Consider the following 21,830-nt stretch of genomic DNA (forward strand, 5'->3'; position numbering starts at 1 on the left):
CGCCCTTGTCCAGGACCTCAAGGTGGTAATCACCAACGCAGTCCATTGTCAGCACAACCCTCCTTACCCTGGACTCAGTATCGCTGCGCCGGTGCTGTATGGTGATGGAAGCCCATGTCTCTTATTCCGAGCAGCCCTCAGCAACGCCACGAATAATGGGTGAGGCTTAAGCGGCCTACTCCTAAACTCTGGGTGGAATTGGGTGGCTACGAAGAAGTAGTGGTTCGGTATTTCTATCATCTCGACCCTAGGCACGTCAACCCTCCACGCCGAGAACACGAGACCCTTCTCCCTCAATGCGTCAAAGAACTTCGGGTTAACCTCATACCTATGCCTATGCCTCTCCCTAATTTCTGTAGTTCCGTAAATTGCGTGGGCTATTGTGCCCTTAACAATGCTTATCCTCCTATCACCAAGTATCATCGTACCACCCAACTCCTCAACATTCTTCTCCTCAGGTGTTACGTCAATGACGGGGTACGGCGTGTTCGGGTCAACCTCGGTCGTGTGGGCGCCCTTAAGGCCAACGACATTCCTTGCAAACTCGACAACAGCAAGCTGCATGCCGTAACAAATACCCAGGAATGGAATATTATTCTCACGCACGTATCTGATGGCCTCGATCTTACCCTCAACACCCCTGGCTCCGAAGCCTGGCAGTACTATTACGGCGTCGGCATTATTAAGCTCCGTAACCTTGACGTGATCCTTCTCAATTTCCTCAGTATCACACCAAATAATATTCGGCTTAAGCCTTAATTTAGCAGCCGCGTGCTTAATGGCCTCGACAATGCTTATGTATGAGTCGTGGAGCTTAACGTACTTACCGCACATGTAGACGTTGACTTCCTCCTTACCATCCTCAAGGGCATTAACGAAGGAGATCCAATCATCGAGCTTAGGCTCCACCTGGGGCAAACCAAGCTTACTCAATATGTACTTACCCAGGCCCTGCTCCTCGAGCATCAACGGCACCTTATAAATGGTGTCCACATCATACGACGTGTAAACAGCCTCGAGAGGTACGTTGGTGAATAGGGAGATTTTTCTTCTGGTATGTTCATCCAGCGGCTTTGGTGACCTGGCAATTATTATGTCTGGCTGAATACCAACCCTCCTAAGCTCAGCAACGCTGTGCTGCAATGGTTTTGTCTTAAGCTCGCCAGTCGTTGATAGTATGGGCACAAGGGCAACGTGTACGAATAACACGTCATTAGGCATTTCAAGCCTCATCTGCCTGGCGGTCTCGAGGAATGGTAATCCCTCATAATCACCCACAGTACCTCCAATCTCAATAAGCACAATGTCTGGCTTCTCCTTCTTCGTTACGAGCAATATCCTCCTCTTCACCTCCTCAGTCACGTGCGGTATCAACTGGACCGTCTGCCCCAGGTACTTGCCCTTACGCTCCCTCCTAATCACCGTGTAGTAGACTTGCCCACTGGTTATGTTATGGTATTTCGGAACCTCAATGTCCAGGAACCTCTCGTAGTGTCCAAGGTCGAGGTCTGTCTCACCACCGTCAAACGTCACGAAGACCTCACCATGTTGGAATGGGTTCATTGTACCAGCATCGACGTTTAGGTATGGGTCGATTTTTATCGCGGTTACGTGATAGCCCCTCGCCTGTAGTATTTTCCCGATAGACGCTGTTGTGATGCCCTTACCTAACCCACTCAATACACCGCCGGTAATGAAAATGTACTTAGTATGCTGAACCGTCATACTAGGCACGATACAGCTAATAATTTAAAACCTTCTCTTATTAAGGCAGGTCATTTCTCTACGCTCCTCATTAATTCCTCATAAATGCCCTCTATTATTTCATGTCTCTTCCTCACCTTCTTCTCAAGGTCATAAACCGCATTCCTCATTCTATAGACTCAATCCTCATGGCATTAACCCTATTAATTAAATCGAGCTCCCCCGGTGATAGTAGGTATTCAAGCTTGGCATCCGGCTTTAATGTCTTGAGGACTAGGTACACATCCAGCTTACTGAAGCCCCTACTCCTCAGCTCACTCACTATGCTCCTTATGTCCTTAGCCTGTGAAATTGAAAGCATTCGACACCACCTCACGTAGGTCATTAATGAAGCTGTTTAATGCGCCGTTCACGCTGTGCTGTAAATTCATAATGCCACTCACCGTATTCCCGAATAGGCCGCTGATTAGTGATACCAGGGCCACCAACACGGCCATGGATATCGCTATAAGTAAGACCTCCTCAATGAATATGTCTCCCCTCCTTCCTATTTTTCCCTTCCCTATTTTCACGCTCATCAACTGGTAATACTCAACTCGATATATAAGTCACTTACGGAGAGGTCTCCCATAAATTACGTGGGCCACGCCCTTGATCAAGGTCTCGTGAACATCATCACCCAATTACCCTAATGCCTTTCCTGAAGCCCACCTTCTTGACTATGTACGGTATTAGTATGGGTAGGACCACGGTTGCGTCCTGCAGTATGAAGGCTTGCCTGGCCGTTGGCTTAACCTTGCCCCAGGTAATGGCTTCCTTGGGCCGGGCACCACTTAATGAGCCGTCCCATTCAATGGCCATTGTTATGTAGACCACGTAATCAAGCCCACCAGCGAACTGGCTCCACCAAATCACGTGGTGCTTTGATATACCGCCACCGACGATTAACGCGCCCAGGGATTTACTCGAGTAGACTATGTCCATTAGTTCATGTTCGTCCTTAAGAACATCCACCCTCACCTGCCTACCTCCGGTCCTCGTCCTCTGCATCTCGTTGTACGTTAATATTGCCGTACCGAAGGCACCATCGACGAAGCCAGGTACATAAATGGGTACCCTAGCCCTCGATGCAGCCCTCAGTATTGAGTACTCGTCGTCGATCCTCTTACCCATTTCCCAAAGCAATTCCCTAACGCCCCACTCCTCCTTAACCCTAGATAACTCCTCGAGTGATGAGTGCACGAACTTCTCAATTAATGGTCCGTAATGCTCCTTCTTAACCGCAACATTACCGATTCTGTGAATGCCAGATTTACTCATCTCAACGTCATCAACATCGAAGTAACTCTGGTAATACTTGCCGCCCATTGACTTAGCAATGTCGTGGTCGAGAGTCCCCGCCGTGGTTATTACGACATCTGCGAAACCCCTCTCGATGAACTTGGCTATTAAGCTCGAAGGCCCGTTGAGATTAGGTTCGCTGTGAATGATAGAAAGACCGTGGTGTTCAGATCATTATACATATTTAGTAGCACATCAGCGGCCTCGGCTATGTACCTTCCTGAAAACCGCCAATTCGTCTATAGGTCTCGATTAGGTCATCTATGGTGTTTATCCCGACGTCTATATCGTAAACCTCACTTGATATGAATGGTGAATTACTCATTAAGGAGTTCTATGTTGATTATTTTTAATGCTTTACGAACCTACTCACTTAACAACCCTCACCTCCTTAATTAGTCCCTGCTTCATTAATTCACTCACAATATTTCTAACACTCCTTATCGTTAATTGCATCTTATACGATATCTCCTCAATGGACCTATTACCATCAATCAACTCAAGTACTTCTAAGTACTTCTCATTGAGCTGGACGCTCTTTAATCTCTCCTCTAAATCACTGACAGGTACTGGTATTTCGAGACCCAATATTTTATATAGGTAAATCTTGTGACTCCTCCACTCCTCATAAAGATCCTCCACAATCAATGGCTTCCAACCAGGTACCTCAAAGTCATGAGACACAACCCTAGTGCTGGGTTTCAACTCACGCTCAAGCTTAGGCTTTATTCTCTCATTAACGCTCGTGAGCAGGTACATCGTAACTACGTCAGCCTCAGATAAATCCTCCTCGAAGAAGTTCCCGTAAATTACATGAACCCTATCCTCGAGCCCGAGATCCTTAACTCTCCTGAGTGTTTGTTCGTATAGGTCTTTCCTGATTTCAATGCATGCGGCTTGTGCGCCGAATTCCCTGGCAGCCATTATGACGATCCTACCATCGCCGCAGCCAAGGTCATAAACAACCTCACCCCTCTTAACATTGGCTAATTGAAGCATTCTCCTAACCACGACCTCCGGCGTGGGTACGAATGGGACATCGTAAGGCATATTGATATACGCAAAAAAAGTTGGGGCTATATATATCCTTCTCTAACGCGTCTTCTGGGTAATCGTCGAAGTCACTCACGTACCTACGCCATTAATCCTACTTATTATTTTTATCTTAAGTCCCTCACTATCATAATCAACATCAAGATCGATGGCGCCTCTCTTCTTGAGGATCTTAATTGCATCAATGAGTAACTGCCTCTCCTGCGGCATTACCTTACTTAACGCATCATTCAAATCCTCAGAACTATTAATTACATCTATGTACTTCCTCAGCAACGCCGAGTTTAGATTAGCTAATGATGGACTCTCCTCAAGCACTAGCCCATGTAATGCGGAGTCCGTTATTGAGTATATACCCATTAACACGTCTGATAGGGATACGCATTTTGTTATGATGTCATTTATTAATGATGATAATTCAGATAATTCAGGATACTTAGACTCCAACCTACTAATCAACATCCTCAATTCCCCCATTTTCTCGATTAAGTCCATGTATATGCCGTAACCAGGGGTAAAAATTAAACTAACCATTAAATAAGCAACAAAATATGGCGAATCAACGCATAATCCTGACTAACCTACTCGATACCGATGGATGTGATGCAAAGATCCCCAATCTCCTACTTACCAACTCATTATATAGCTCCTTCCAGGTGACCCTAATCAACGCCATTGCGAGACTCCTTGGGGGCACGAACCTAAGGGCATACTTATCTGCTGAATACTCACTTAACTTCATTACAGAGATTATGCCAAACATTTCAAGGAGCATAGCCATTATTAATATGGGTATTGCCGGCAGACTCATTAACGGTATTATGTACGTTATCAAAGTAATATTTACCAACTGAGCCAGCGATATTAAGAAGAGGGTCTTCGCAGAATCCCCATGCACTATATGACCAACCTCATGCATTATTACGGCAGCCAACTCATCAATACTTAGGCATGATGCAAGTCTCGAGGTTAGTATTATGTAGTTAATACCGGGTAATCCGATGGATGCCGCATTGCATTGGTTCGCATTAACTAGGTAAATACCGTAATTACCCTTAATCCCCAACCTATTAATTAATGAATCAATGTTGATCTCCTCCTCATAGAAATTCCTGGGTCTCGTCCTGTCATCATTAATTAATGAGATTAGGAATCTCCTGACTTCGCTCAGTGACTTAGTGTTTTCAATTCTAGATAAAAGCCGCAGAGCCTCATTAAACCTCATTTCATCAAAGTCTCCGTACTCTAGAACGAATTTTATGATCCGCGAATTCCTTAGATCACCGTGCTTTACCCTTAATTGAAGAATGTATGAGTAAATTATTGGTATGAGTAATGGCGATAGGAGTAGTACTATTATTAAATGTATTGATGGTATTATATTAATAATCCTTAATACAGCAACAATTATTGATAATACCATAATCGATATTAGCATAAGCCCTATTAAGCCAATTGGCGGCGAGTAAGCCCTTGGCAGATCATTAACTCTATAAATCCTATTATTCCTCTTCAGGAGGAGTATTGTTATTCTACGCATACCATCGGTACCCAAGTACCTTAAAACCAGGGCATTCATGAGATCCCTCATCCTACCGCGTCCCTTCACCCTAACCTCATGGTTAATGCTCAACTCGGCAATCTCGTTATTTCCATGCACTACCAACCTAGTTATGTCACCATTTACTTCCTTAGTCGTGTATGCCAGTCCGGTAATCTTCAATAAATAATCCTCTACGTAATTAATTAGGGATCGAGGATCGTTAATTAAGTCACGGATTACCTGATATGTTTTTATCCCCACCATTCGTGGCTGTCTGTGGCTGTGCTATTTTTTTGGGCAGCAGATAATTCCCTCAGCATATTTATACTTGTATTATTTCTTCTCACAGTCTTGTAGCCATCAATGAAGGAAAGTATTTCATGAACATTATTATGCTCCAGAATAAGCCAAAACTCTGTATTCCTCATTATACCGTAGACCTTACCCCTGGCGCTTCTCTTGATAACCCTAATGAGCCCGAGCTCGACAAGCTCCTCGAGGAAATTCCTAACTATCACTGACTCAGAGCGTGGGCTCTTCCTAGTCCAGATCGAGATGTCCTGGGCAACCTTTGCAGGTCTGAAGGTTATTAATTGACCCTTGGCGTTGAGGACCATGTCCTTCAGCATTTGGAGTATTAGGATTTTAACCTTCTTGGTATCCATCATGAGGTTTTCCGAGGTTGTCATCAAGGCACCAGGGTTCTCGTATATATCCACTTAAATAAATAAATTGAGAATTGGAGACACTCCCATAGTTAATAAACGCCAGAGTTTCATCAGATCTATTTATAATTAATCGTGCAAATTATTTTTTTTAATTTACTATCAAGTTCTAATATTTTTTTTCAATAACTTTCTCGTCAACCTCGAGAATTCTTTCTATTTCATTGATCTTATCACGTAAATTGGTGACCTCTCTTTCCAATTCCATGATCTGTTTCCTGAATAATGATTCATCATTACTACCATTGCCAACTAGTAAGCCATTGATAGGCATAGTCTCATTATTAGGATTGACCTGCTTCATGAGCATCTTATCATTATTACCATCCTTGCCACCCACTCTCTCGCGTGCTTTTACCTTAGTGCTAATAGTAGTGTTAATGGTCTCATTATCATCACCCACCTTACTGCTTAACCTCTCACTCGATCCGTTATTACCTACTGAGGATATGGTTTCCTGAAAATTCGTATTCCTTAAATCATTAAATCTTCTGATGATTACGTGTGATGACTCAACAATTGCCCTTAACGGTCTTACCTTAGTAATGCCCTTACTCGTTATTACAATAGCCTCCTCGGTGGTCATTTCACGTAATTTATTAATTAAATCCCTGGAAAAGGACACGCCCTCCTCCATTAACTCTGGGTTCATCTTGAATAGGACCATGTTGCAGTGTTTTAGTATTGATGATTTCGGCACGGCATTACTGACCAGGATCGTCCTTAGCCCATACTTCGCCAGTTCCATTATTATATGATCAATAATTGAGTAACTGGGACCCTCCATGTCGAGTAGGTTTTGAGCTTCCTCAATAATTAATACATGCCTAACGCCCTTTTCAATTAAGCCCCTTCTCATGTAATGCGTGTATAGCGCGGCTAATATCAATGATGACACGAGTCTCTTCTCCTCAATGATTGTTAGGTCACTGAGGTCTATGATGGCGTCACCCTCCATAAGAGATTCAACGCTTATGATGCCCTTACCAATATTCATTACCGAATACTCAAGCCTCCTTAGTATGGCCGCCTTCATCTCGGCTTCTGTCCTTGTGCTAACGAGGTAATTATCTATCTTACTTATTAAGTCATTAAAGCTCGTGTAATTACCGTCGCGAATCATCCTATAGAGCATGTACATGCTCGGCTCGTTAAGCCCTAACCCGAAGCCTAATATCTCGGTTAATAACTTTGGTGGTATTTTCTCGAGGTCCATGTTAATCGCCGAGGTTGGTAATGTGGGTAGTAACCCTGCGTATTCACCGTGCCAATCAAGCACCGTGACCACGTATTTTCGTTGAAGCTTCCTGATCATAGCCCTAACAAGTGATGACTTACCACCCCTGGTGGGACCTAGTATGCATAGGTGCTTATCAAGTGGTACCTTATGGGGTAGTAGGAATCGTGTGCCCACCGTGACCCTGTCTCCAGAAGAGAATTCCCTCGTTAGTGATGCGATGGCTAGCGATGCCGGTATCGCTATCGCGCTAATGCCTATTATGTCCATAGACTTCATTATGAAATTCCCAACAGGACTTATAAGGTACTCTACCTTTCCGCATCCCACAGGGGTCTATTTGGCGCTTAATGAGGCTGTATTGGACACCGGCTGAGTTGGCGAGGGGTACGTTAAGTATAACTTCGTCAGCGGCGAGAGGGGTTCTTCGAGAAGATTTATAAGGATAGATAATCCATTACCTGCGCCGCGGCCGCCCCTTTGTGGGTGTTAGACGCTTGAGGTGCTTGATTATGGTTTGTTTCTTTTTCTCGTCCTTTGTTTTCCCGAGCTTCCTGCACAGCACCTTGATGACCTGCTCCTTAATGTCATCGTACTTTTCAATAACGTATGCCGGTATTGCAATAAAATATTTACGAACATTTACCACGAATTCGTCACCATACACAGCCTTTAACGTCTTAATGACCTCATCACCCCTCCTACGCACCAACTCAATAGTGGTCTCGTGCACAACCACTGTGAATCCGTAACCGGCAACATTAACCTGCATCTCACTCCTTCTGTACTTCATCTCCATCTCGGCAATCCTCCTTAGGTTACTCCACTTCTCGAATGATAATGCGTCCATGATGCCGCGTAAAATGGGCGGTAAGACGCCAATCATCGCCCTTGCCAAGCCAATGGCGTTACTGCTATAAAACGGTATTCCAACCACATTACTGCTATCCAAATAGGGCTTGCCGCTCTTAAAACCCATATTCTTTAGTTTTTCAAGCAATGTCTCCCATCTACATTCGCCAGGTAACATGATATTAATGTTGGCTCTCACCACGCTACCATCGCCTAACACAGCGGTGAATATAAACGCTAATAGCTCCTCCATACTGAGCTCCTCGACATTACTGAGGATCTTGCCCTTAAGCGACTTATGGCTGGACCTCAAGAACCACTCAACTGTTATACTACCCTTATTGACGTTAATAGCATCTATGCCCACATACATCCTACCGAAATAAAGCAGTGCCCAAATAATGATCTGCCATAACTGCGTTGTGCTCATGACTGCATAGCCCTTATCAACGTATCCATCGGTCTCCTCGAAACCTCCCTTCAGCGCCCTTAGTATCTTCCTGATGAACTTCCTGTACTCCTCCTCACTCATTATCTTAATGAAGATGTTGGGCACCTCAATATCCGCACCTTCAAGGCCCTTAAGGTTCAATTGAACCGTTATACCGCCGTTCCTCGTCATATCAACCATCAACGTTATGAATTCTCCACGCACGCTTATTCCCGATGCATCCTCACCCCTAATCACGACCTCAGTCCTGCCGTTAATTAAGTCCTCAATTAATTTCTTGGTCTCACCGCCAACACTGCGCCAGTAGTTTAGGAACCGCTCGCTGTAGCCTATGAACCTGTCGACTAATCCGGTAATGTCGTTTATGATCTCGTTGTTGTACTTACCCCTCAGCCGTTGCTCAAGCCTATCACGCCTCTCAAGCCACTCACCCATCCACTCCTCAATCCACCATGCCTCCCAAACCCTCCAGCGTTGTATCCGCCCAACGGCTTTGACCTTCTCCTCCTCACCAGCCTCACCACCACATCGATACCCCTTACCCCTACCACCGCCAATACCACGGCAGAACCTATTCCTCCTCAATGAATCCACGTTTAATTCACCAAACTCACCCAGAGCACTGGACATACTAATTACTGAATTCTCAAAACAATTAGTAAGGCACTGCCCGTGCTTTGAGTCAAATTGGGGCTTGAGGAGGATTGAGGTATGTACCCACACCGCCGCGGTCATCCTATACCGTGAGTACTCAAAATTGATATAACCAATCTATGCAGCGGTCCTAAGCATGGTGTGCGAGGGTGATTACTACTTAGAAGTCCTGGATAAGGAGGTCAGGGTCATCAAACAAGTAAGGGTATTGAGCAGTGACCTACTCAAGCCCAAATACCACGCGACATACGTCCTGGTGAGCAACGAGACGAGGACTGTCAGGGTCAGGTACGCATGCAGTGATGAGACTGGCGAGAGGTCTCCCCGAAATCGGAATAGAAAAATCCACGGAGAAACAAATCACGCAACAAAGGGTAATCACAACACATTGTTCATGAGACACTAATGTAAATCCCGTAAACCACGCACCGCACGGCATCGGAAAGCCATAACACACATGGTCAACACCACCCCTACTGGGTATCCTAATCAGTGAAAAGATTAATAGTGGTTCAGTAAATTACAACGTATGTTCAGTATAAGTTATCTTCGAGGCTATCCTTATTACCTTCAGGACAACGTCTATGGAGTCTAGACCGAATACGTATGTGACGGGCTCCAGCGCATAACCGCCTAGGTCAATCACAGCCTCCAATGTGGGGTCTTTAACGAGCGAGCTTGTCACGGCATTAATTACCTCATCCTCATTGGAGCTCTCGTGCGGACCTACCTTGACGTAGCGTATGTTCAACTCCTTGAGTGCGCGTTCTACCTTATCATCATACTTAATGCTTGCCACGGACCTATACCTCGAGTTAGCGCCCATGCACTTAATAATTAATTTACCCAGGTGTTTACTCCCGCCGTAGGTAGGTCTTGAACCTATTATGACTCTGCCGTCATGGGCGTCAATCCTGCCTGGAACACCAACAACCTCATCCTCGGTAACCGCGCCCGGCTTCGCCTCGACAATATTCATTAATACCCTCGGTATTACCACCTGTATTTCGGAGTGCGCCTCAAGGATTGATAGTGCCCTCTCCACATTCTTAATTACCGAGTCTGAAATGCCCGTAATCAGTACTGAACATACGTTGCAATTTACCGGTATTGAGGGAACGAGCCTCCTATGGGCGCTGCATAACCTTAGTGAACCTAGTTCCATTAGTACGGAATTGGTAAGGTATTCAAGGGCCTCGTACTCCTTACCACTTATTATTAGCTCCACGACATTATCAACAATCCTGAGTAGCCAGCCCCTGTTAATGCCCAGCGATTCAACCTTACCGAGTAATTCATCATAGTCCTTACTCACGTACCTATTAACCGCCGGCTGTGTTACGCCGAGTACCTTAGCCACCCTGAGCTGGCTATACCCACTCTCAAGTAGTCTCTTGGCGACTAGGCTCCTTATTATGGGTAGTACGTTCTCGGCAATAAATTCAATCCCCGTACTTATACTCACGAATTAGTATATGAGTACAATCCACTATTAATCCTTACTTTTCACATTCCTAAATACTCTTCATCTCATTGAGCATTTCAACCATAGCATTTATTGGATCGGCATTTGTTGAGTACTTACTGGTTATATTACCGCTCCTGGTCAGTAGTACTAGGTACTTATTGCCCGTTGTTGCTTGTCCATCATTCATGTACGTCCTAACCAGTAAGTACTTATCACCACTTATTAGGGCTATTTCAAGGGGCATTGAGGGTATCCTGCACATGCATGATGCGCTTACTCGACCCATGTTGGCGTAGTTACGTAGAATGCCGAGTATGGTCAGTACTGTCTTAATACTCCCTGAACTCGTGTATCCAGTATTGATGAATAGTGTGTCGCCAACTGTACGGGCATATCAATGGGTAGTAATCGGAGTAACCAGAATTGGGGTCTCCAATTAGTATGAAGGCGTTCCTTATCGTGACCCAGTCATTATACTTCCTAAGGTCAACACCACCCCTACTGGGTATCCTAATCAGTGAATCCTCATTCAATGTGTATGAGCCGTACCTACTGCCCAGGTCCATGGCCTTAATCACGTACTGCCCAAAGGACGCAATGGCTATGTGGCCCATTACCTGCCTATCCACCTTAAGCTCATCAATCAGCTCAATACCATTAACACTACCTAGGGTGGTTGTGGTGCCGTCAATACTCCACACGGCTAATTCCCTACTCACCCTTCCGATAACCACTACGGTGGGTACCCTGAAGGATGTGATCATTAATTGCTCTTTTTAAATTAATTATTTAAGATTTATATTAGCACGCAACACTTCCTGCATGACATTGGCAATAAGTGATGATTTGGTAAAGAGGTTAATGGGGGTTGTTGATGATAGGTGGGTTAGTATCGATGAGGTGGAGCGCCTGCTGGGTATAAAAATGAGCATGGATCTAATCAATAAATTGAGTAGGACTGGGTTCTTTGAGGTAATGTATAGTACGTTGGATGGTACGTTCTACATAAAGAGGAGGATTGTTGGTAATGCTGTAGTTAATGCTGTCAGGAACGGCATTGGTGATTCGGGTAATGGTAGGAATAATAAGTTGAATCTTCAGAGGCTTGTGGATAGGATGAGGAGTGAGCTTCAGGGCATGATACCAAAGCCACAATTTGAGGAGTGGCTTAGTAGTAATGTTTCTGATAATTGGCGTTTAATATATAATCAATTATTGAATGATGGTGTTATTGAGGAGGTTATTGTCTCGGGTATGGTATTCGTAAAGGTCAATAAGTGATTCACATTACGGTATTGCTATGTAAACATCACCCCTCTTTTTAAGCATTCCAGCAAACACGCCCCATTCAGCCAGTAGTATCTCGAGTAGGTGCCTAATACCTGGCTCCCTAGCCTCTACGTAGCCCTTCTCATTCAGTTCCTCAATTAAGTCATCAATCGTGAACGGCCTGCGCAATCCCAGACTATAGGCGGTATGAAATGGTTCAAGGTTTAGCAGTTTCTGCCGAAGTATCCTCTTCCTATCGCTAATCTTGGCGTTCAGGAACTCCTTACCCTCATCCGTGATCTTCACATCACCACCCTTAACCTCAACAAAACCAAGGTAAACAGCTACGTTCAAGGCCGGCATTAGATCGTCGATGTCAGACTCCATCTCCTTGGCTATCATGAATATGTCTGCCTGCCCCTTAAACTCATTGGCGAGCGTGTCTATTAATCCAAGCACGTCTGCGAACCTCGCATCTAGAGGCATGAATGGGTACTCAGGCATAAAACCTGCTTCCATGGTTTATCACTTCAGTGGTTAATAAACATTATTTTCGAGTAAAAACCACCATTATGATCATGAAAGGACCAATTTATGGGAAATAACTTTGCACTTTTCACAAACCTCAACATACTCATTAACCCAGGTCCTCCATCTACGTGAATAATACCTTGAGGAGTACATTAGGGTCATTGGTGAGCCACAGCTTGGGCAGTCATTACCCCTCAGACTACGTTACTAGCCTCCCTGTAGAAGTTTGTTATTGCGAGGTTAATACCATCCTCCAGGTCCTCCTCCAGCCTATCGATGTTTATTGCGTATACCCTTATGTTCAGTTCCTTATTAAACCAATAACGGGCTCTCGACAGGTTATTAACAATATAATCACTAATCACGTATGGTCTCTCGGAAACGATGAATAATGCGTTGATATCGTTAAGCTCCAGCTCCTCGATCATGCCCAGTGGGTTTGACCACCATGGGAAGTAATCCCCGGGAATAATCCAAACCTTAGTCCTCAATCTGTTAAGGTCAGCCTTCACCGAGTCATCACGGACAATCCTAATTCTAAACCCCCTATTCCTCAACACCTCAACGACTCTATCAATAATTCTCATTATAATTCCTCAGTTAATAACATGGTAGGTTAATAAATTATTTATTACCTTCCAGGGAATTATTAGATGAATGATGAGGACCGGAGAGATGAGCCGTGAAGAGACCACGCAGGACTGATTATTTCCTACCTAGTCGAAACACGGACAATGTATTCTCGGTAATGACATTCCCCAACTCCATGGGGTTCATGTTTAGGATCTTCGAAAGCTCCATAAGCGTTACCTTTATGTGCACGGGTCTCGACTCCTCACCAGGGCTGGGTCCGAGTTCCGGCGTGTCACTTTCGAGGAGTATGCGGTTTAGGGGTAGGATTGAGACTAAATCCCTCTTTTGCCTGGACCTGGTTATGGTTGGTGGTATTGAGAAGTAGCAACCAAGCTCAAGCAGTTTCATTGCCTGCTCCTTACTGCCGCTGAATGCGTGCATTACGCACTTAACGGGTCCATACCTGTTCAATAACCTAATTACGTCATCCTCAGCATCCCTTGAATGTATTATCAATGGTAGGCCAAGATCCCTGGCGAGTAATATCCACTTGGTGAATATGTGCCGTGAGATCTCCCTGAGCATCCTATCCCTAACAACACTGTAGTCAAGCCCAATCTCCCCAATACCGACTATCAAATCCCTCTTCTCATTAATCACCTTTATGATTTCCTGAACCTCCCTAATATTGAAACCACCATAGTCATACCCTAACGCAGTATAGACAAACCCACCATACTTACTTACTAGATTCAATGCATTGTCGATTTCGTTAAATCTCATGGTCACGTTAATGATGGCTAATAACCCCTCCCTACGAGCCTCACTTATTAGTTCATCCGCGTGATTATACACATCCCACCTACTCAAATGTGCGTGTGTATCGATCAAGGCGCCTCAAGCCTCATGATAATCCCCTAAATTAATTTAATTTAATTTGATTTAATAGGCTGGGTGTTAGGTATAGGTTTTTAAAGAGCCATTATTCCGTAACTCGATGTCAGTACTCAACATAAACCCATTGATTTACAGGTTCGTTAGGTATTGCCTAAATAGGGCTTACCTGGAACTCGACGACTCCAGGTTATCGGCTGATGAGAGGTATAGCTTGGAGACCATACTGTCAATAATTAGGCAGGCCGAAGATGGTTGGAAGGATGTTGAGAATGTCGTGAAGTTCATAAGTAATGAATTACCGAAGATCTATGGTGAAGCCCTTGAGAGACTCCCTGATAAGGTAGTTGATGAATTATTCGAGAAAGTGCTAAATAATTGTAAGGATCTCGACGAGGTTAAGACAGACCCGAGGGTGCTTAGCGCCATTGATAATGCCCTTGAGAGTATGAGGAATATAAAGAAGAAATTCCTTGAGGGTTCTAAGACGCGGATTTACGAACCATCAGCATAATCAGTGCCTAATTAATTGCTTTGAGTCATAATTATTTGAATGGATATTGTTGATTACGTATACTCAATACTGAAGGAGAAGGACGCAGTCCTGCTAAATGCCTACCCAGGCTTTGGTAAGTCTAGGATAGCGGTGGCAATAGCAGGAAGTGGGTTAATGAGGGCGGCCAGGTATTAATAATAACTAGGTCCAGGGCGGAGGCACTGCAGCTCTGTGAGTTCGCCAGGCAAGTTGGCATTAGGGATAAGGCGTCGTTATTCCTGGGCAGAGAATCAATGTGCCCCTTCAACGCACGTAACTCCAAGCAATGCCTCATATACAGGTTAAGCGGTAGGTGCAGAGTTGGTAAGACCAAAACGCCGTTACCCATAACGACCTGCAATCCCCTCGACCTATTTAATGATGGTTTATGCCCGTACGAGGTTAATGAGGCCCTCGCCAATCAATTACCCATAGTAATATCAACACATGCATACCTATCAAGTCCTGAACTTTATGGTAAGATAATGGACATAGTTAATTCCTGGAGTAAACCCCTCGTAATAATTGATGAGTTTCACAATGTCGCAGTGGGTCTTGAGGAGTCGGTGAGTATTAGCATTGATGAGTTGAGGCAATGGGCATCTCACGGCAATGACATGGCAGGTAAATTGCTAGATAAGTTGGGTAATTATACACCGCAGAGGGAGGTCGTGGTTTTAAGGAGGTTTGATATTGATGATGTGTTGAAAGGGTCGGAATTAATTAATGATAAGGTTATCGAGATACTAACGCACTTTGGGAACGACCTATGTGCATTTACGTATGATGGAAAGCTCGTTAGATTAAGGTGTCTCTCACTTAGGCCGATTCATGACCTAATAATAAAGTCGCAAAAGGCTCTTCTTCTAACGGCAAGTATTAGCAAGAGGTTTTCCTACATAATGAGTATTTACGCCAAGCCATCGTACTACGTGGCTGTGGACTCGCTGCCGAGGGAACATCGGGAGAACCTTACCATTATCTCTATAACGGATATCGAGTTAACCCATAGAAATAGGCTGTTAAGGGAGTACCTAGACATTGTTAATAAGGGCATTAGGGTCTTTATCGAGTCATCGCCACCAATCGGTGGCTTAGCGATTTTCTTCCCGAGCATTGATTACCTTAATTCATACGTTAATCAATACGCACCACCAGTTTGGGGGGTGCCAACCTTCATACTCAGGGATAGTTCTGAGACCGTAAGCGTAATTAAGGCATTTAAGGAGAGTGCCAGGGTCACTAAATCATTAATAATAACGTACGCGCAAAACCCAATCGGCGAGGGCGTGAACTTTCTTGAGCAGGAACTAATTGGTGTAATGATTATCGGGTTTCCACTGCCTCAATATAGTCAATGGAGTTTCCTGAAATCCCGTTATTATGGGAAGTTAGGAATAAATGGGTTTACGACTACGTACTTATTCCCAGCCATATCAACGACGACGCAGATAGTAGGTAGGCTACTTAGGGATTTAGATAGACATAGGAAGGTCGCGGTCTTGTTTGATGGGAGGTTTTACCGTTATAGGAAATACATGCCCAAGTGGCTCATGTCAAGGATGAGACCGATGAGACTGGCTCAATTTTTAAATGCACCATTATGGCAATGAACGAGACAATCAATAAATTAAGAATTGGAGACACTCCCGTAATTAATTAGTCTCGAAGATAATCTAAGCCTTCACTTTACTAATTAGGTGACTCACAATGTACTTAGCGGGATTAATACCCGTAGCCCTCTTGAATCCCTGCCAGCTCATTGTCGGGTTGACCTCAAGAATGAAGTAACCATCCCTGGTCTCAGCGATATCAACACCACCATAATCAAGCCCAAGAACCTCAATAGCCTTTAAAGCCAATTCACTTAATTCACCCGTGACCTTGGCAGGCTCGGGCTTAGCTCCCTGAGCCACATTACTCTTCCACGAAACACCCCTCCTGAACTCCGCCCCAATAACCTCATTACCCACGACAACAACCCTATAATCACCATTACCAACCTTATCAAGGAACCTCTGCACGTACATCGGCTTATTCAGGTTTGTGAAGTAACTAAATATGTGCATGGCAACATCAGCGTCATCAACCTGGAAAACCCCGAAACCCATGGCGCCCCTAATCTGCTTAACAACTGACTTGCCAAACTCCTTAACCGCGTTGTATGCAATGAACATGTTCTCACTAACCACAGTGTCAGGTACAGGTAACCCATGCTTAGCCAGTAGCATTAGCGATATGAATTTATCACTGGCCATCATCCAATTCATCACAGGATTCATCACATAGACACCATTAAGCTCAAGGGCCCTGACAACCCACAGCCTATGCACGAACTGCTCGAAGTCCCTAATCACCCCTATGTGCCTAAGTATGGCCCCTGCCACATTCATCTCCTCATAAATAGACCTACCAATTAGCTGATAATAATCAACGTGACCCTTACCAAACCTAACACCAATCATATCAATGTAGATCCTCCTAACCCTATGACCCAGGGACCTAATTGCATCCTCCAGATCCACCACGTCCTCAGGGTTATACTCAACCTCATACGGCCTAATTATTCCAATATCCACGGAATGGGCTAATTAAAGACCTCCTTTTATTAATTAGCCCAGTGAACAATTAACGAATTAGTAAGGATTTGTATACGTAAAGTAAACGTATACTCACCTAAGCCTAATCCTACTTAAATCAATAGAGGCAGGAATAACACCCTTCCTGAACCTGCTTACGTCAGAATTGAGTGGTCTAGTTGCGTCAATACCGACCTTAGTGGTTATGCCCTGCACTGGATCAATGGCCACTGGGTCCAGGGTGGACCCCCTGGCATACTTAATGAGTACTAAATCCTCATCAGCCCTGAACCTCGTTGCTATAGCCCACTCAACCTCGCTTGGGTCATCAATGTTTATATCATCATCAACCACAACCACGTGCTTAAGGCTCGGGTGCGCAACGAAGGCCGCCATGATCGCATTCTTCGGGTCACCATCACTCTGCTTCCTAATGGCAATGACCGCGTGGAGCCACCCACAACCACCATCCGTTAACCTGACAGCCTTAACCTCAGGCACCACATTATTCACGAGCTGCCATATCTTGACTTCTCTGTAAATGCCCATTAGGATCTTATGCTCCGAGTAACCCGCCACTAGGGCATGTGCAATTAATGGACTGTCTCTCCTAACGTAAACCCTGGTGATCCTGACAACAGGCTGTTCTCTAACCTCGTCATAAGTACCCAGTATGTCCATGCAGGGCCCCTCCCTGGCCGTTTCCCTGGCCGATATGTAGCCCTCCATAACAACCTCGGCGTAGGCTGGCGCTGGCACGCCGTTGTCCAGGACCTTAACCTTAAGCGAACCGTCAAGTAGGGCGTTGGCCATGTTTAACTCAAAGACACCGAAGGGCGGTGATGAGGCTGCCGCAACGAGGATTGCTGGGTGTAAACCCCATGAGATGGTTATTGGCGTGTCCTTACCAACCTCCTTATTCCTCATGTAAATCCTATAGAGATGCCTAGGTACTAGCCTAATTACGAATTTGTCAGGGCCGATTACGGTCAGTCTATGTATACTCGCATTGAGTATGCCCTCCCTAACATCCATGCCGATCACCACGGCACTTGTTAGGCAGGGCCCCGGCTCGAGTTCGAAGTATCTCGGTATTGGAATTTTCGTTAAATCAACATCAGGTAACGGCTCATAAACGGCATCATTAGTCTCACCGGGCTTATAAGATGGTGCAACCTCCTCAGCCCAAAGAAGCCTTTTATAAAACTCAATATCACTCCTCACATTAAGAGCCCTATACACCTTATCTCTAGTGTTCACGACATTTCCAACCACGTGAACACCCTTAAACTCACGAACATTTGTGAATTCAAGTGTTGGTCCTTTGTCAAACCGCGTAATTACGTAGGGTATTTCGTAATTAATGTTCAATTCCTCATCAATGAACTTTAGAATTCCCTCATTCCTTAAGTCATTTAGGTATTTCCTTAGGTCCATCAGTTCGGCATTAATATTAAGGTAAAATAGTTTTTCCGCATCATTAAGATCAAGAATTTCAGGTACAATTACAAAACCTTAACTCCACGTTCATTAATACCCGGGTCACTATAGAAGTATCCTGCCTAGTTAAATAACCATTGAATATGATCGTTCAATTCGCCGCTTATCGAGCCCTAGCCTGCTCAAATATCGTGTAACCGCACTTACCACAGGCCCACCTAGGTACTGGGACCTTGTGGTAAGCCATTACGGATCCGCACCTTGGGCAAATCCTCCTTAGAAACTTTATCGTACCCTTCTCATAATCAACCTCATACCAGGTATGTGCCCTTGCCTTTACTTCCTTGGGCATTCGGGCATGGTCCTAACGCATTCCTTATAAGATTTTTCTCTCATGGCTCACGTTTCATAAACCCTTATAAGAGAACAATGTTTCATTACTCCAATGATTGGAGTGGCCAGGGCTGAGCGGTGATGTGGGTCTTCCTTACTGATCATCACCATAACGACACCCACTTGGTGCCTTCATACTCCTCTAGCACGTCCTGATAAACCTTCTTGGTCCACCTGGCGATTCGGTCCCACGTATACCACCTAAGCACTGAGTCTCTTGCGTTACGGGCTATGTTCCTCCTCAACTCATCATTACTGAGCAGTACCTTAGCCGCGTTTACTATTTCATCAACATTGTTTGGCGATACCTTAACCCCATTGTACCAATCACGGACAATCTCATCAGGTCCGCCAATCCTGGTCGTGATTACGGCTGAACCTGCTGCCATGGCCTCGAGTATGGTTATTCCAAAGGCTCATACCTACTGGGTAGTATCGCCAGGTCCGAGACCTTCAGTATTGAGTAAAGCGTCTCATCATCAACCCTCCCCGTGAAATAAGCCTTATTCCAAATGCCCCAATCATGTGCTAGCCCCATTAGGTATTCCCTCATCGGTCCATCACCAACGACCAAGAGCTTAAGGTTCCAATCCCACTTCAATAGCTCCTTAAATGCAGCCAGTACTAGGTCAGGCCCTTTTTCATGAACGAGCCTACCAACGAAGACTATAATCTTCTCACTGGGCATTGCATACAAGTCCCTAAAACCAGGTCTCACCTTAACTGAGTCTATGTAAGATATGTCAATGCCGTTGGGTATCATTATTAGCTTGTCCTTTGGGACCCCATGCACTGCCGAGACCTCATTCAGCATGTAATTGCTGCAGACTATTACCTTCCAAGCCTCGTAGGTCGTTCTCCACTCCCATGAATGAATAATGAACTGCTCCTCATCATGAATGCCGCCGCGCCTACCAGCCTCGGTGGCGTGAATAGTGGCTATCAGGGGCTTATGTAGTAAATGCTTGAGTGCAATGCCTGCTGGTCCCGTTAGCCAGTCATGAACGTGTATCAAATCGAACTTCCACTCGTCATATAGCCTTAAGGCTTCTTCGATCATCTCCTCATTGAAGTTTAGAACCCACGTTATGAAGCCCGTGGACCTAAACCTAAATGGATCAACCCTCCTAACGTGAACACCCCCAATCTCCTCGGAAGGCGGTGAGCCGGGTAATGCAATGCTCATTACGGTAACGTCAACATCATCCATCACCAAATGCTTCGTAATGTGATAAACATGACGCCCCAGCCCACCAACATGTGAGGCGGATACTCCCAGGACAGGTGAAGAACACGCATTACCACGGGTATTACCTCAACACACTCATTTAAAAGCAAGATTATACGATGAAGTAATTGATAGACAACCGTGTAATAAAATTTAAAATTAATGTGAGGTGTCTTACCACGTGAAGATCGTACTCGTCGCAGTGCCAGGTAGTGGTAAGTCAACGACGCTGAAGTTCGTTAAAGAAATGCTTCCTGATATATCGATAGTTAATTACGGCGATTACATGCTCGAAATTGCCAAGAGACAGTACGGAATCACCAATAGGGATGATATGAGGAAGAAGTTACCCGTGGAGGAGTATAGGAAGGTTCAGGAGTTCGCTGCTGAGGAGATTGCCAGGTTGCCCGGGGATGTAATCATAGATACCCATGCAAGTATTAAGGTTCAGGGTGGTTTTTACCCGGGTCTCCCTGACAGGATAATAACGAAGTTGAGACCTGACGCTATAGTGCTCATGGAGTTCAACCCAAAGGACATAATCGAGAGGAGGGCCAAGGACGTGGGGCTTAGGGATAGGGAACAGGAGACGCCTGAGGATATCGAGCTACATCAACTGGCAAATAGGTATTACGCCTTCGCGGCTGCGAATGCCGGTGAATGCGCGGTCTACATACTGGACTTCAGGAATAAACCGCAGTCAAGGCCGTTCGAGCATGCGGAAATAGCGGCGAAGTTCATTGTTGACTTAATAATGAGGAATAGGGGTGCTAAGCAGTAGCCTTCATTATTAAGGCGCGTGGACCACGGCAGTCACCATGAAGCCGGCACGGTCAAAATGATCAGGAGTACTTTATTTTGATTTCGCCTGTTGAGAGGTTAGTAGAATCTAACACCGCGGCTGTCTTCTCTGTGGGTGTTAGTCGCTTGAGGTGCTTGATTATGACTTGCCTTCTCTTCTCGTCTTTGACTCTATGGTATTTTCGACATAACACCTCGATAACTTGTGCCTTAATGTCTCTTCGTATTTTTCAAACACGTACATGGGTATTATAACGGCTAAGTATTTACCATTACTATTAACGCGGGCGTGAAACTCATTACCGTAATTGACTTTCAGCGCATTAATAACTTCATCAGTCTCAACACCATCCCTAGCCCTATGCTCCAACACAATAGTACTATCATGAACCTTTACTGTGAATCCGTAACCGGCCACGTTTACCTGCATCTCACCCCTCCTGAACTTCATCTCCATCTCTGCAATCCTCCTTAGATTGACCCACTTCTCGAAGTTTAGGGCATCGAATATGTCATGCAGTATGGGCGGCAGGACACTAATCATCGCCCTTGCCAAGCC

Annotated in this window: 25 protein-coding genes and 2 pseudogenes; 6 read left to right on the plus strand and 21 right to left on the minus strand. The window is 45.0% G+C overall.

The window, feature by feature from the left end:
* Window positions 1-63 precede the first annotated feature (63 nt).
* From JCM14467_RS13215 to JCM14467_RS13260, 10 genes and pseudogenes are all read right to left on the minus strand, one after another.
* Window positions 64-1,725 carry a CTP synthase gene (locus tag JCM14467_RS13215; RefSeq protein WP_054850476.1) on the minus strand — a complete coding sequence of 554 codons (1,662 nt, stop codon included), beginning with the start codon at window positions 1,723-1,725 and terminating at the stop codon, window positions 64-66.
* Window positions 1,726-1,870: 145 nt separating this feature from the next.
* Window positions 1,871-2,026, minus strand: coding sequence for a hypothetical protein (locus tag JCM14467_RS18850; RefSeq protein WP_252901688.1), 156 nt, complete (start codon window positions 2,024-2,026; stop codon window positions 1,871-1,873).
* Between the two features lie 16 nt (window positions 2,027-2,042).
* Window positions 2,043-2,282 carry a hypothetical protein gene (locus JCM14467_RS13225; protein WP_054850477.1) on the minus strand — a complete coding sequence of 80 codons (240 nt, stop codon included), beginning with the start codon at window positions 2,280-2,282 and terminating at the stop codon, window positions 2,043-2,045.
* A 97-nt stretch (window positions 2,283-2,379) separates the two neighbouring features.
* Window positions 2,380-3,370: pseudogene (locus JCM14467_RS13230) on the minus strand (deoxyhypusine synthase).
* 44 nt (window positions 3,371-3,414) lie between these two features.
* Window positions 3,415-4,095: a class I SAM-dependent methyltransferase gene (locus JCM14467_RS13235; RefSeq protein ID WP_054850478.1), complete on the minus strand. Its 681-nt coding sequence runs from the start codon at window positions 4,093-4,095 to the stop codon at window positions 3,415-3,417.
* Window positions 4,096-4,170: 75 nt separating this feature from the next.
* Window positions 4,171-4,632, minus strand: a complete 462-nt coding sequence (locus JCM14467_RS13240) for a hypothetical protein (RefSeq protein WP_252901689.1) — start codon at window positions 4,630-4,632, stop codon at window positions 4,171-4,173.
* A 25-nt stretch (window positions 4,633-4,657) separates the two neighbouring features.
* Window positions 4,658-5,821 carry a M48 family metallopeptidase gene (locus JCM14467_RS13245; protein ID WP_252901690.1) on the minus strand — a complete coding sequence of 388 codons (1,164 nt, stop codon included), beginning with the start codon at window positions 5,819-5,821 and terminating at the stop codon, window positions 4,658-4,660.
* A 71-nt stretch (window positions 5,822-5,892) separates the two neighbouring features.
* Complete coding sequence (locus JCM14467_RS13250) at window positions 5,893-6,360, minus strand: hypothetical protein (RefSeq protein ID WP_252901691.1); 468 nt, start codon at window positions 6,358-6,360, stop codon at window positions 5,893-5,895.
* 115 nt (window positions 6,361-6,475) lie between these two features.
* Window positions 6,476-7,882 (minus strand): ATP-binding protein, encoded by a 1,407-nt coding sequence (locus JCM14467_RS13255; protein WP_252901692.1) that lies wholly within the window; start codon window positions 7,880-7,882, stop codon window positions 6,476-6,478.
* Between the two features lie 178 nt (window positions 7,883-8,060).
* A complete protein-coding gene (locus JCM14467_RS13260; RefSeq protein WP_054850481.1) occupies window positions 8,061-9,536 on the minus strand; it encodes a hypothetical protein in 1,476 nt (491 codons plus the stop codon).
* A 160-nt stretch (window positions 9,537-9,696) separates the two neighbouring features.
* Here JCM14467_RS13260 and JCM14467_RS18855 point away from each other — a divergent pair, with 160 nt between their 5' ends.
* Window positions 9,697-9,966, plus strand: coding sequence for a hypothetical protein (locus JCM14467_RS18855; RefSeq protein ID WP_252901693.1), 270 nt, complete (start codon window positions 9,697-9,699; stop codon window positions 9,964-9,966).
* 114 nt (window positions 9,967-10,080) lie between these two features.
* Here the strand turns inward: JCM14467_RS18855 and JCM14467_RS13265 are convergent, their stop codons facing one another.
* From JCM14467_RS13265 to JCM14467_RS18865, 3 genes are all read right to left on the minus strand, one after another.
* Window positions 10,081-11,025, minus strand: a complete 945-nt coding sequence (locus tag JCM14467_RS13265; RefSeq protein ID WP_054850482.1) for a thiamine-phosphate synthase family protein — start codon at window positions 11,023-11,025, stop codon at window positions 10,081-10,083.
* A gap of 49 nt (window positions 11,026-11,074) precedes the next feature.
* On the minus strand, window positions 11,075-11,290 hold the full coding sequence (locus tag JCM14467_RS18860) for a hypothetical protein (protein WP_252901694.1): 216 nt from the start codon (window positions 11,288-11,290) through the stop codon (window positions 11,075-11,077).
* Between the two features lie 67 nt (window positions 11,291-11,357).
* A complete protein-coding gene (locus JCM14467_RS18865; protein ID WP_252901695.1) occupies window positions 11,358-11,792 on the minus strand; it encodes a hypothetical protein in 435 nt (144 codons plus the stop codon).
* Window positions 11,793-11,850: 58 nt separating this feature from the next.
* On the opposite strand from JCM14467_RS18865, the gene JCM14467_RS13275 reads away from it, so the two are divergent.
* The gene (locus JCM14467_RS13275; protein WP_054850483.1) at window positions 11,851-12,309 is read left to right on the plus strand and encodes a hypothetical protein; all 459 of its coding nucleotides are present in this window, start codon (window positions 11,851-11,853) and stop codon (window positions 12,307-12,309) included.
* A 6-nt stretch (window positions 12,310-12,315) separates the two neighbouring features.
* On the opposite strand, the gene JCM14467_RS13280 is transcribed toward JCM14467_RS13275, so the two are convergent.
* The 3 genes from JCM14467_RS13280 to JCM14467_RS13290 form a co-directional block, all read right to left on the minus strand.
* Window positions 12,316-12,816 (minus strand): AAA-associated domain-containing protein, encoded by a 501-nt coding sequence (locus tag JCM14467_RS13280; RefSeq protein ID WP_252901696.1) that lies wholly within the window; start codon window positions 12,814-12,816, stop codon window positions 12,316-12,318.
* Between the two features lie 206 nt (window positions 12,817-13,022).
* Window positions 13,023-13,415, minus strand: a complete 393-nt coding sequence (locus tag JCM14467_RS13285; RefSeq protein WP_252901697.1) for a hypothetical protein — start codon at window positions 13,413-13,415, stop codon at window positions 13,023-13,025.
* Window positions 13,416-13,533: 118 nt separating this feature from the next.
* Window positions 13,534-14,292: a TatD family hydrolase gene (locus JCM14467_RS13290; protein ID WP_054850485.1), complete on the minus strand. Its 759-nt coding sequence runs from the start codon at window positions 14,290-14,292 to the stop codon at window positions 13,534-13,536.
* 106 nt (window positions 14,293-14,398) lie between these two features.
* Between JCM14467_RS13290 and JCM14467_RS13295 the strand changes: the two genes are divergently transcribed.
* From JCM14467_RS13295 to JCM14467_RS13300, 3 genes are all read left to right on the plus strand, one after another.
* Entirely contained in the window at window positions 14,399-14,809 is a 411-nt protein-coding gene (locus JCM14467_RS13295; RefSeq protein ID WP_054850486.1) for a hypothetical protein, read from the plus strand.
* A gap of 39 nt (window positions 14,810-14,848) precedes the next feature.
* Entirely contained in the window at window positions 14,849-14,986 is a 138-nt protein-coding gene (locus JCM14467_RS18870) for a hypothetical protein (protein WP_252901698.1), read from the plus strand.
* A gap of 98 nt (window positions 14,987-15,084) precedes the next feature.
* Window positions 15,085-16,443, plus strand: a complete 1,359-nt coding sequence (locus JCM14467_RS13300) for a helicase C-terminal domain-containing protein (RefSeq protein ID WP_252901699.1) — start codon at window positions 15,085-15,087, stop codon at window positions 16,441-16,443.
* A gap of 63 nt (window positions 16,444-16,506) precedes the next feature.
* Here the strand turns inward: JCM14467_RS13300 and JCM14467_RS13305 are convergent, their stop codons facing one another.
* From JCM14467_RS13305 to JCM14467_RS13320, 4 genes and pseudogenes are all read right to left on the minus strand, one after another.
* A complete protein-coding gene (locus tag JCM14467_RS13305) occupies window positions 16,507-17,409 on the minus strand; it encodes an ATP-grasp domain-containing protein (protein ID WP_054850487.1) in 903 nt (300 codons plus the stop codon).
* Between the two features lie 93 nt (window positions 17,410-17,502).
* A complete protein-coding gene (locus JCM14467_RS13310; RefSeq protein ID WP_054850488.1) occupies window positions 17,503-18,846 on the minus strand; it encodes a UbiD family decarboxylase in 1,344 nt (447 codons plus the stop codon).
* 166 nt (window positions 18,847-19,012) lie between these two features.
* On the minus strand, window positions 19,013-19,201 hold the full coding sequence (locus JCM14467_RS13315; protein ID WP_054850489.1) for a 30S ribosomal protein S27ae: 189 nt from the start codon (window positions 19,199-19,201) through the stop codon (window positions 19,013-19,015).
* A 273-nt stretch (window positions 19,202-19,474) separates the two neighbouring features.
* Window positions 19,475-20,452: pseudogene (locus JCM14467_RS13320) on the minus strand (glycosyltransferase); the annotation flags it as partial.
* Window positions 20,453-20,651: 199 nt separating this feature from the next.
* Between JCM14467_RS13320 and JCM14467_RS13325 the strand changes: the two are divergent.
* Entirely contained in the window at window positions 20,652-21,251 is a 600-nt protein-coding gene (locus JCM14467_RS13325; RefSeq protein WP_054850490.1) for an adenylate kinase, read from the plus strand.
* A 159-nt stretch (window positions 21,252-21,410) separates the two neighbouring features.
* Here JCM14467_RS13325 and JCM14467_RS13330 read toward each other — a convergent pair.
* The coding region (locus JCM14467_RS13330; RefSeq protein ID WP_252901700.1) for a hypothetical protein at window positions 21,411-21,830 on the minus strand (420 nt) is incomplete at its 5' end.

This window comes from Vulcanisaeta sp. JCM 14467 (assembly GCF_001316245.1).
Taxonomy (GTDB): Archaea; Thermoproteota; Thermoprotei; order Thermoproteales; family Thermocladiaceae; genus Vulcanisaeta.

Coding starts and splice junctions, on each gene's coding strand:
- JCM14467_RS13310 (WP_054850488.1), bottom strand. CDS start 18,846: ATGGACCTAAGGAAATACCTAAATGACTTAAGGAATGAGGGAATTCTA.
- JCM14467_RS13255 (WP_252901692.1), bottom strand. CDS start 7,882: ATGAAGTCTATGGACATAATAGGCATTAGCGCGATAGCGATACCGGCA.
- JCM14467_RS13280 (WP_252901696.1), bottom strand. CDS start 12,816: ATGGAAGCAGGTTTTATGCCTGAGTACCCATTCATGCCTCTAGATGCG.
- JCM14467_RS18860 (WP_252901694.1), bottom strand. CDS start 11,290: ATGTGCAGGATACCCTCAATGCCCCTTGAAATAGCCCTAATAAGTGGT.
- JCM14467_RS18855 (WP_252901693.1), top strand. CDS start 9,697: ATGGTGTGCGAGGGTGATTACTACTTAGAAGTCCTGGATAAGGAGGTC.
- JCM14467_RS13235 (WP_054850478.1), bottom strand. CDS start 4,095: ATGCCTTACGATGTCCCATTCGTACCCACGCCGGAGGTCGTGGTTAGG.
- JCM14467_RS18865 (WP_252901695.1), bottom strand. CDS start 11,792: ATGATCACATCCTTCAGGGTACCCACCGTAGTGGTTATCGGAAGGGTG.
- JCM14467_RS13300 (WP_252901699.1), top strand. CDS start 15,085: ATGTGCCCCTTCAACGCACGTAACTCCAAGCAATGCCTCATATACAGG.
- JCM14467_RS13275 (WP_054850483.1), top strand. CDS start 11,851: ATGACATTGGCAATAAGTGATGATTTGGTAAAGAGGTTAATGGGGGTT.
- JCM14467_RS13260 (WP_054850481.1), bottom strand. CDS start 9,536: ATGTCCAGTGCTCTGGGTGAGTTTGGTGAATTAAACGTGGATTCATTG.
- JCM14467_RS13295 (WP_054850486.1), top strand. CDS start 14,399: ATGTCAGTACTCAACATAAACCCATTGATTTACAGGTTCGTTAGGTAT.
- JCM14467_RS13285 (WP_252901697.1), bottom strand. CDS start 13,415: ATGAGAATTATTGATAGAGTCGTTGAGGTGTTGAGGAATAGGGGGTTT.
- JCM14467_RS13215 (WP_054850476.1), bottom strand. CDS start 1,725: ATGACGGTTCAGCATACTAAGTACATTTTCATTACCGGCGGTGTATTG.
- JCM14467_RS13225 (WP_054850477.1), bottom strand. CDS start 2,282: ATGAGCGTGAAAATAGGGAAGGGAAAAATAGGAAGGAGGGGAGACATA.
- JCM14467_RS18870 (WP_252901698.1), top strand. CDS start 14,849: ATGGATATTGTTGATTACGTATACTCAATACTGAAGGAGAAGGACGCA.
- JCM14467_RS13315 (WP_054850489.1), bottom strand. CDS start 19,201: ATGCCCAAGGAAGTAAAGGCAAGGGCACATACCTGGTATGAGGTTGAT.
- JCM14467_RS13240 (WP_252901689.1), bottom strand. CDS start 4,632: ATGGTTAGTTTAATTTTTACCCCTGGTTACGGCATATACATGGACTTA.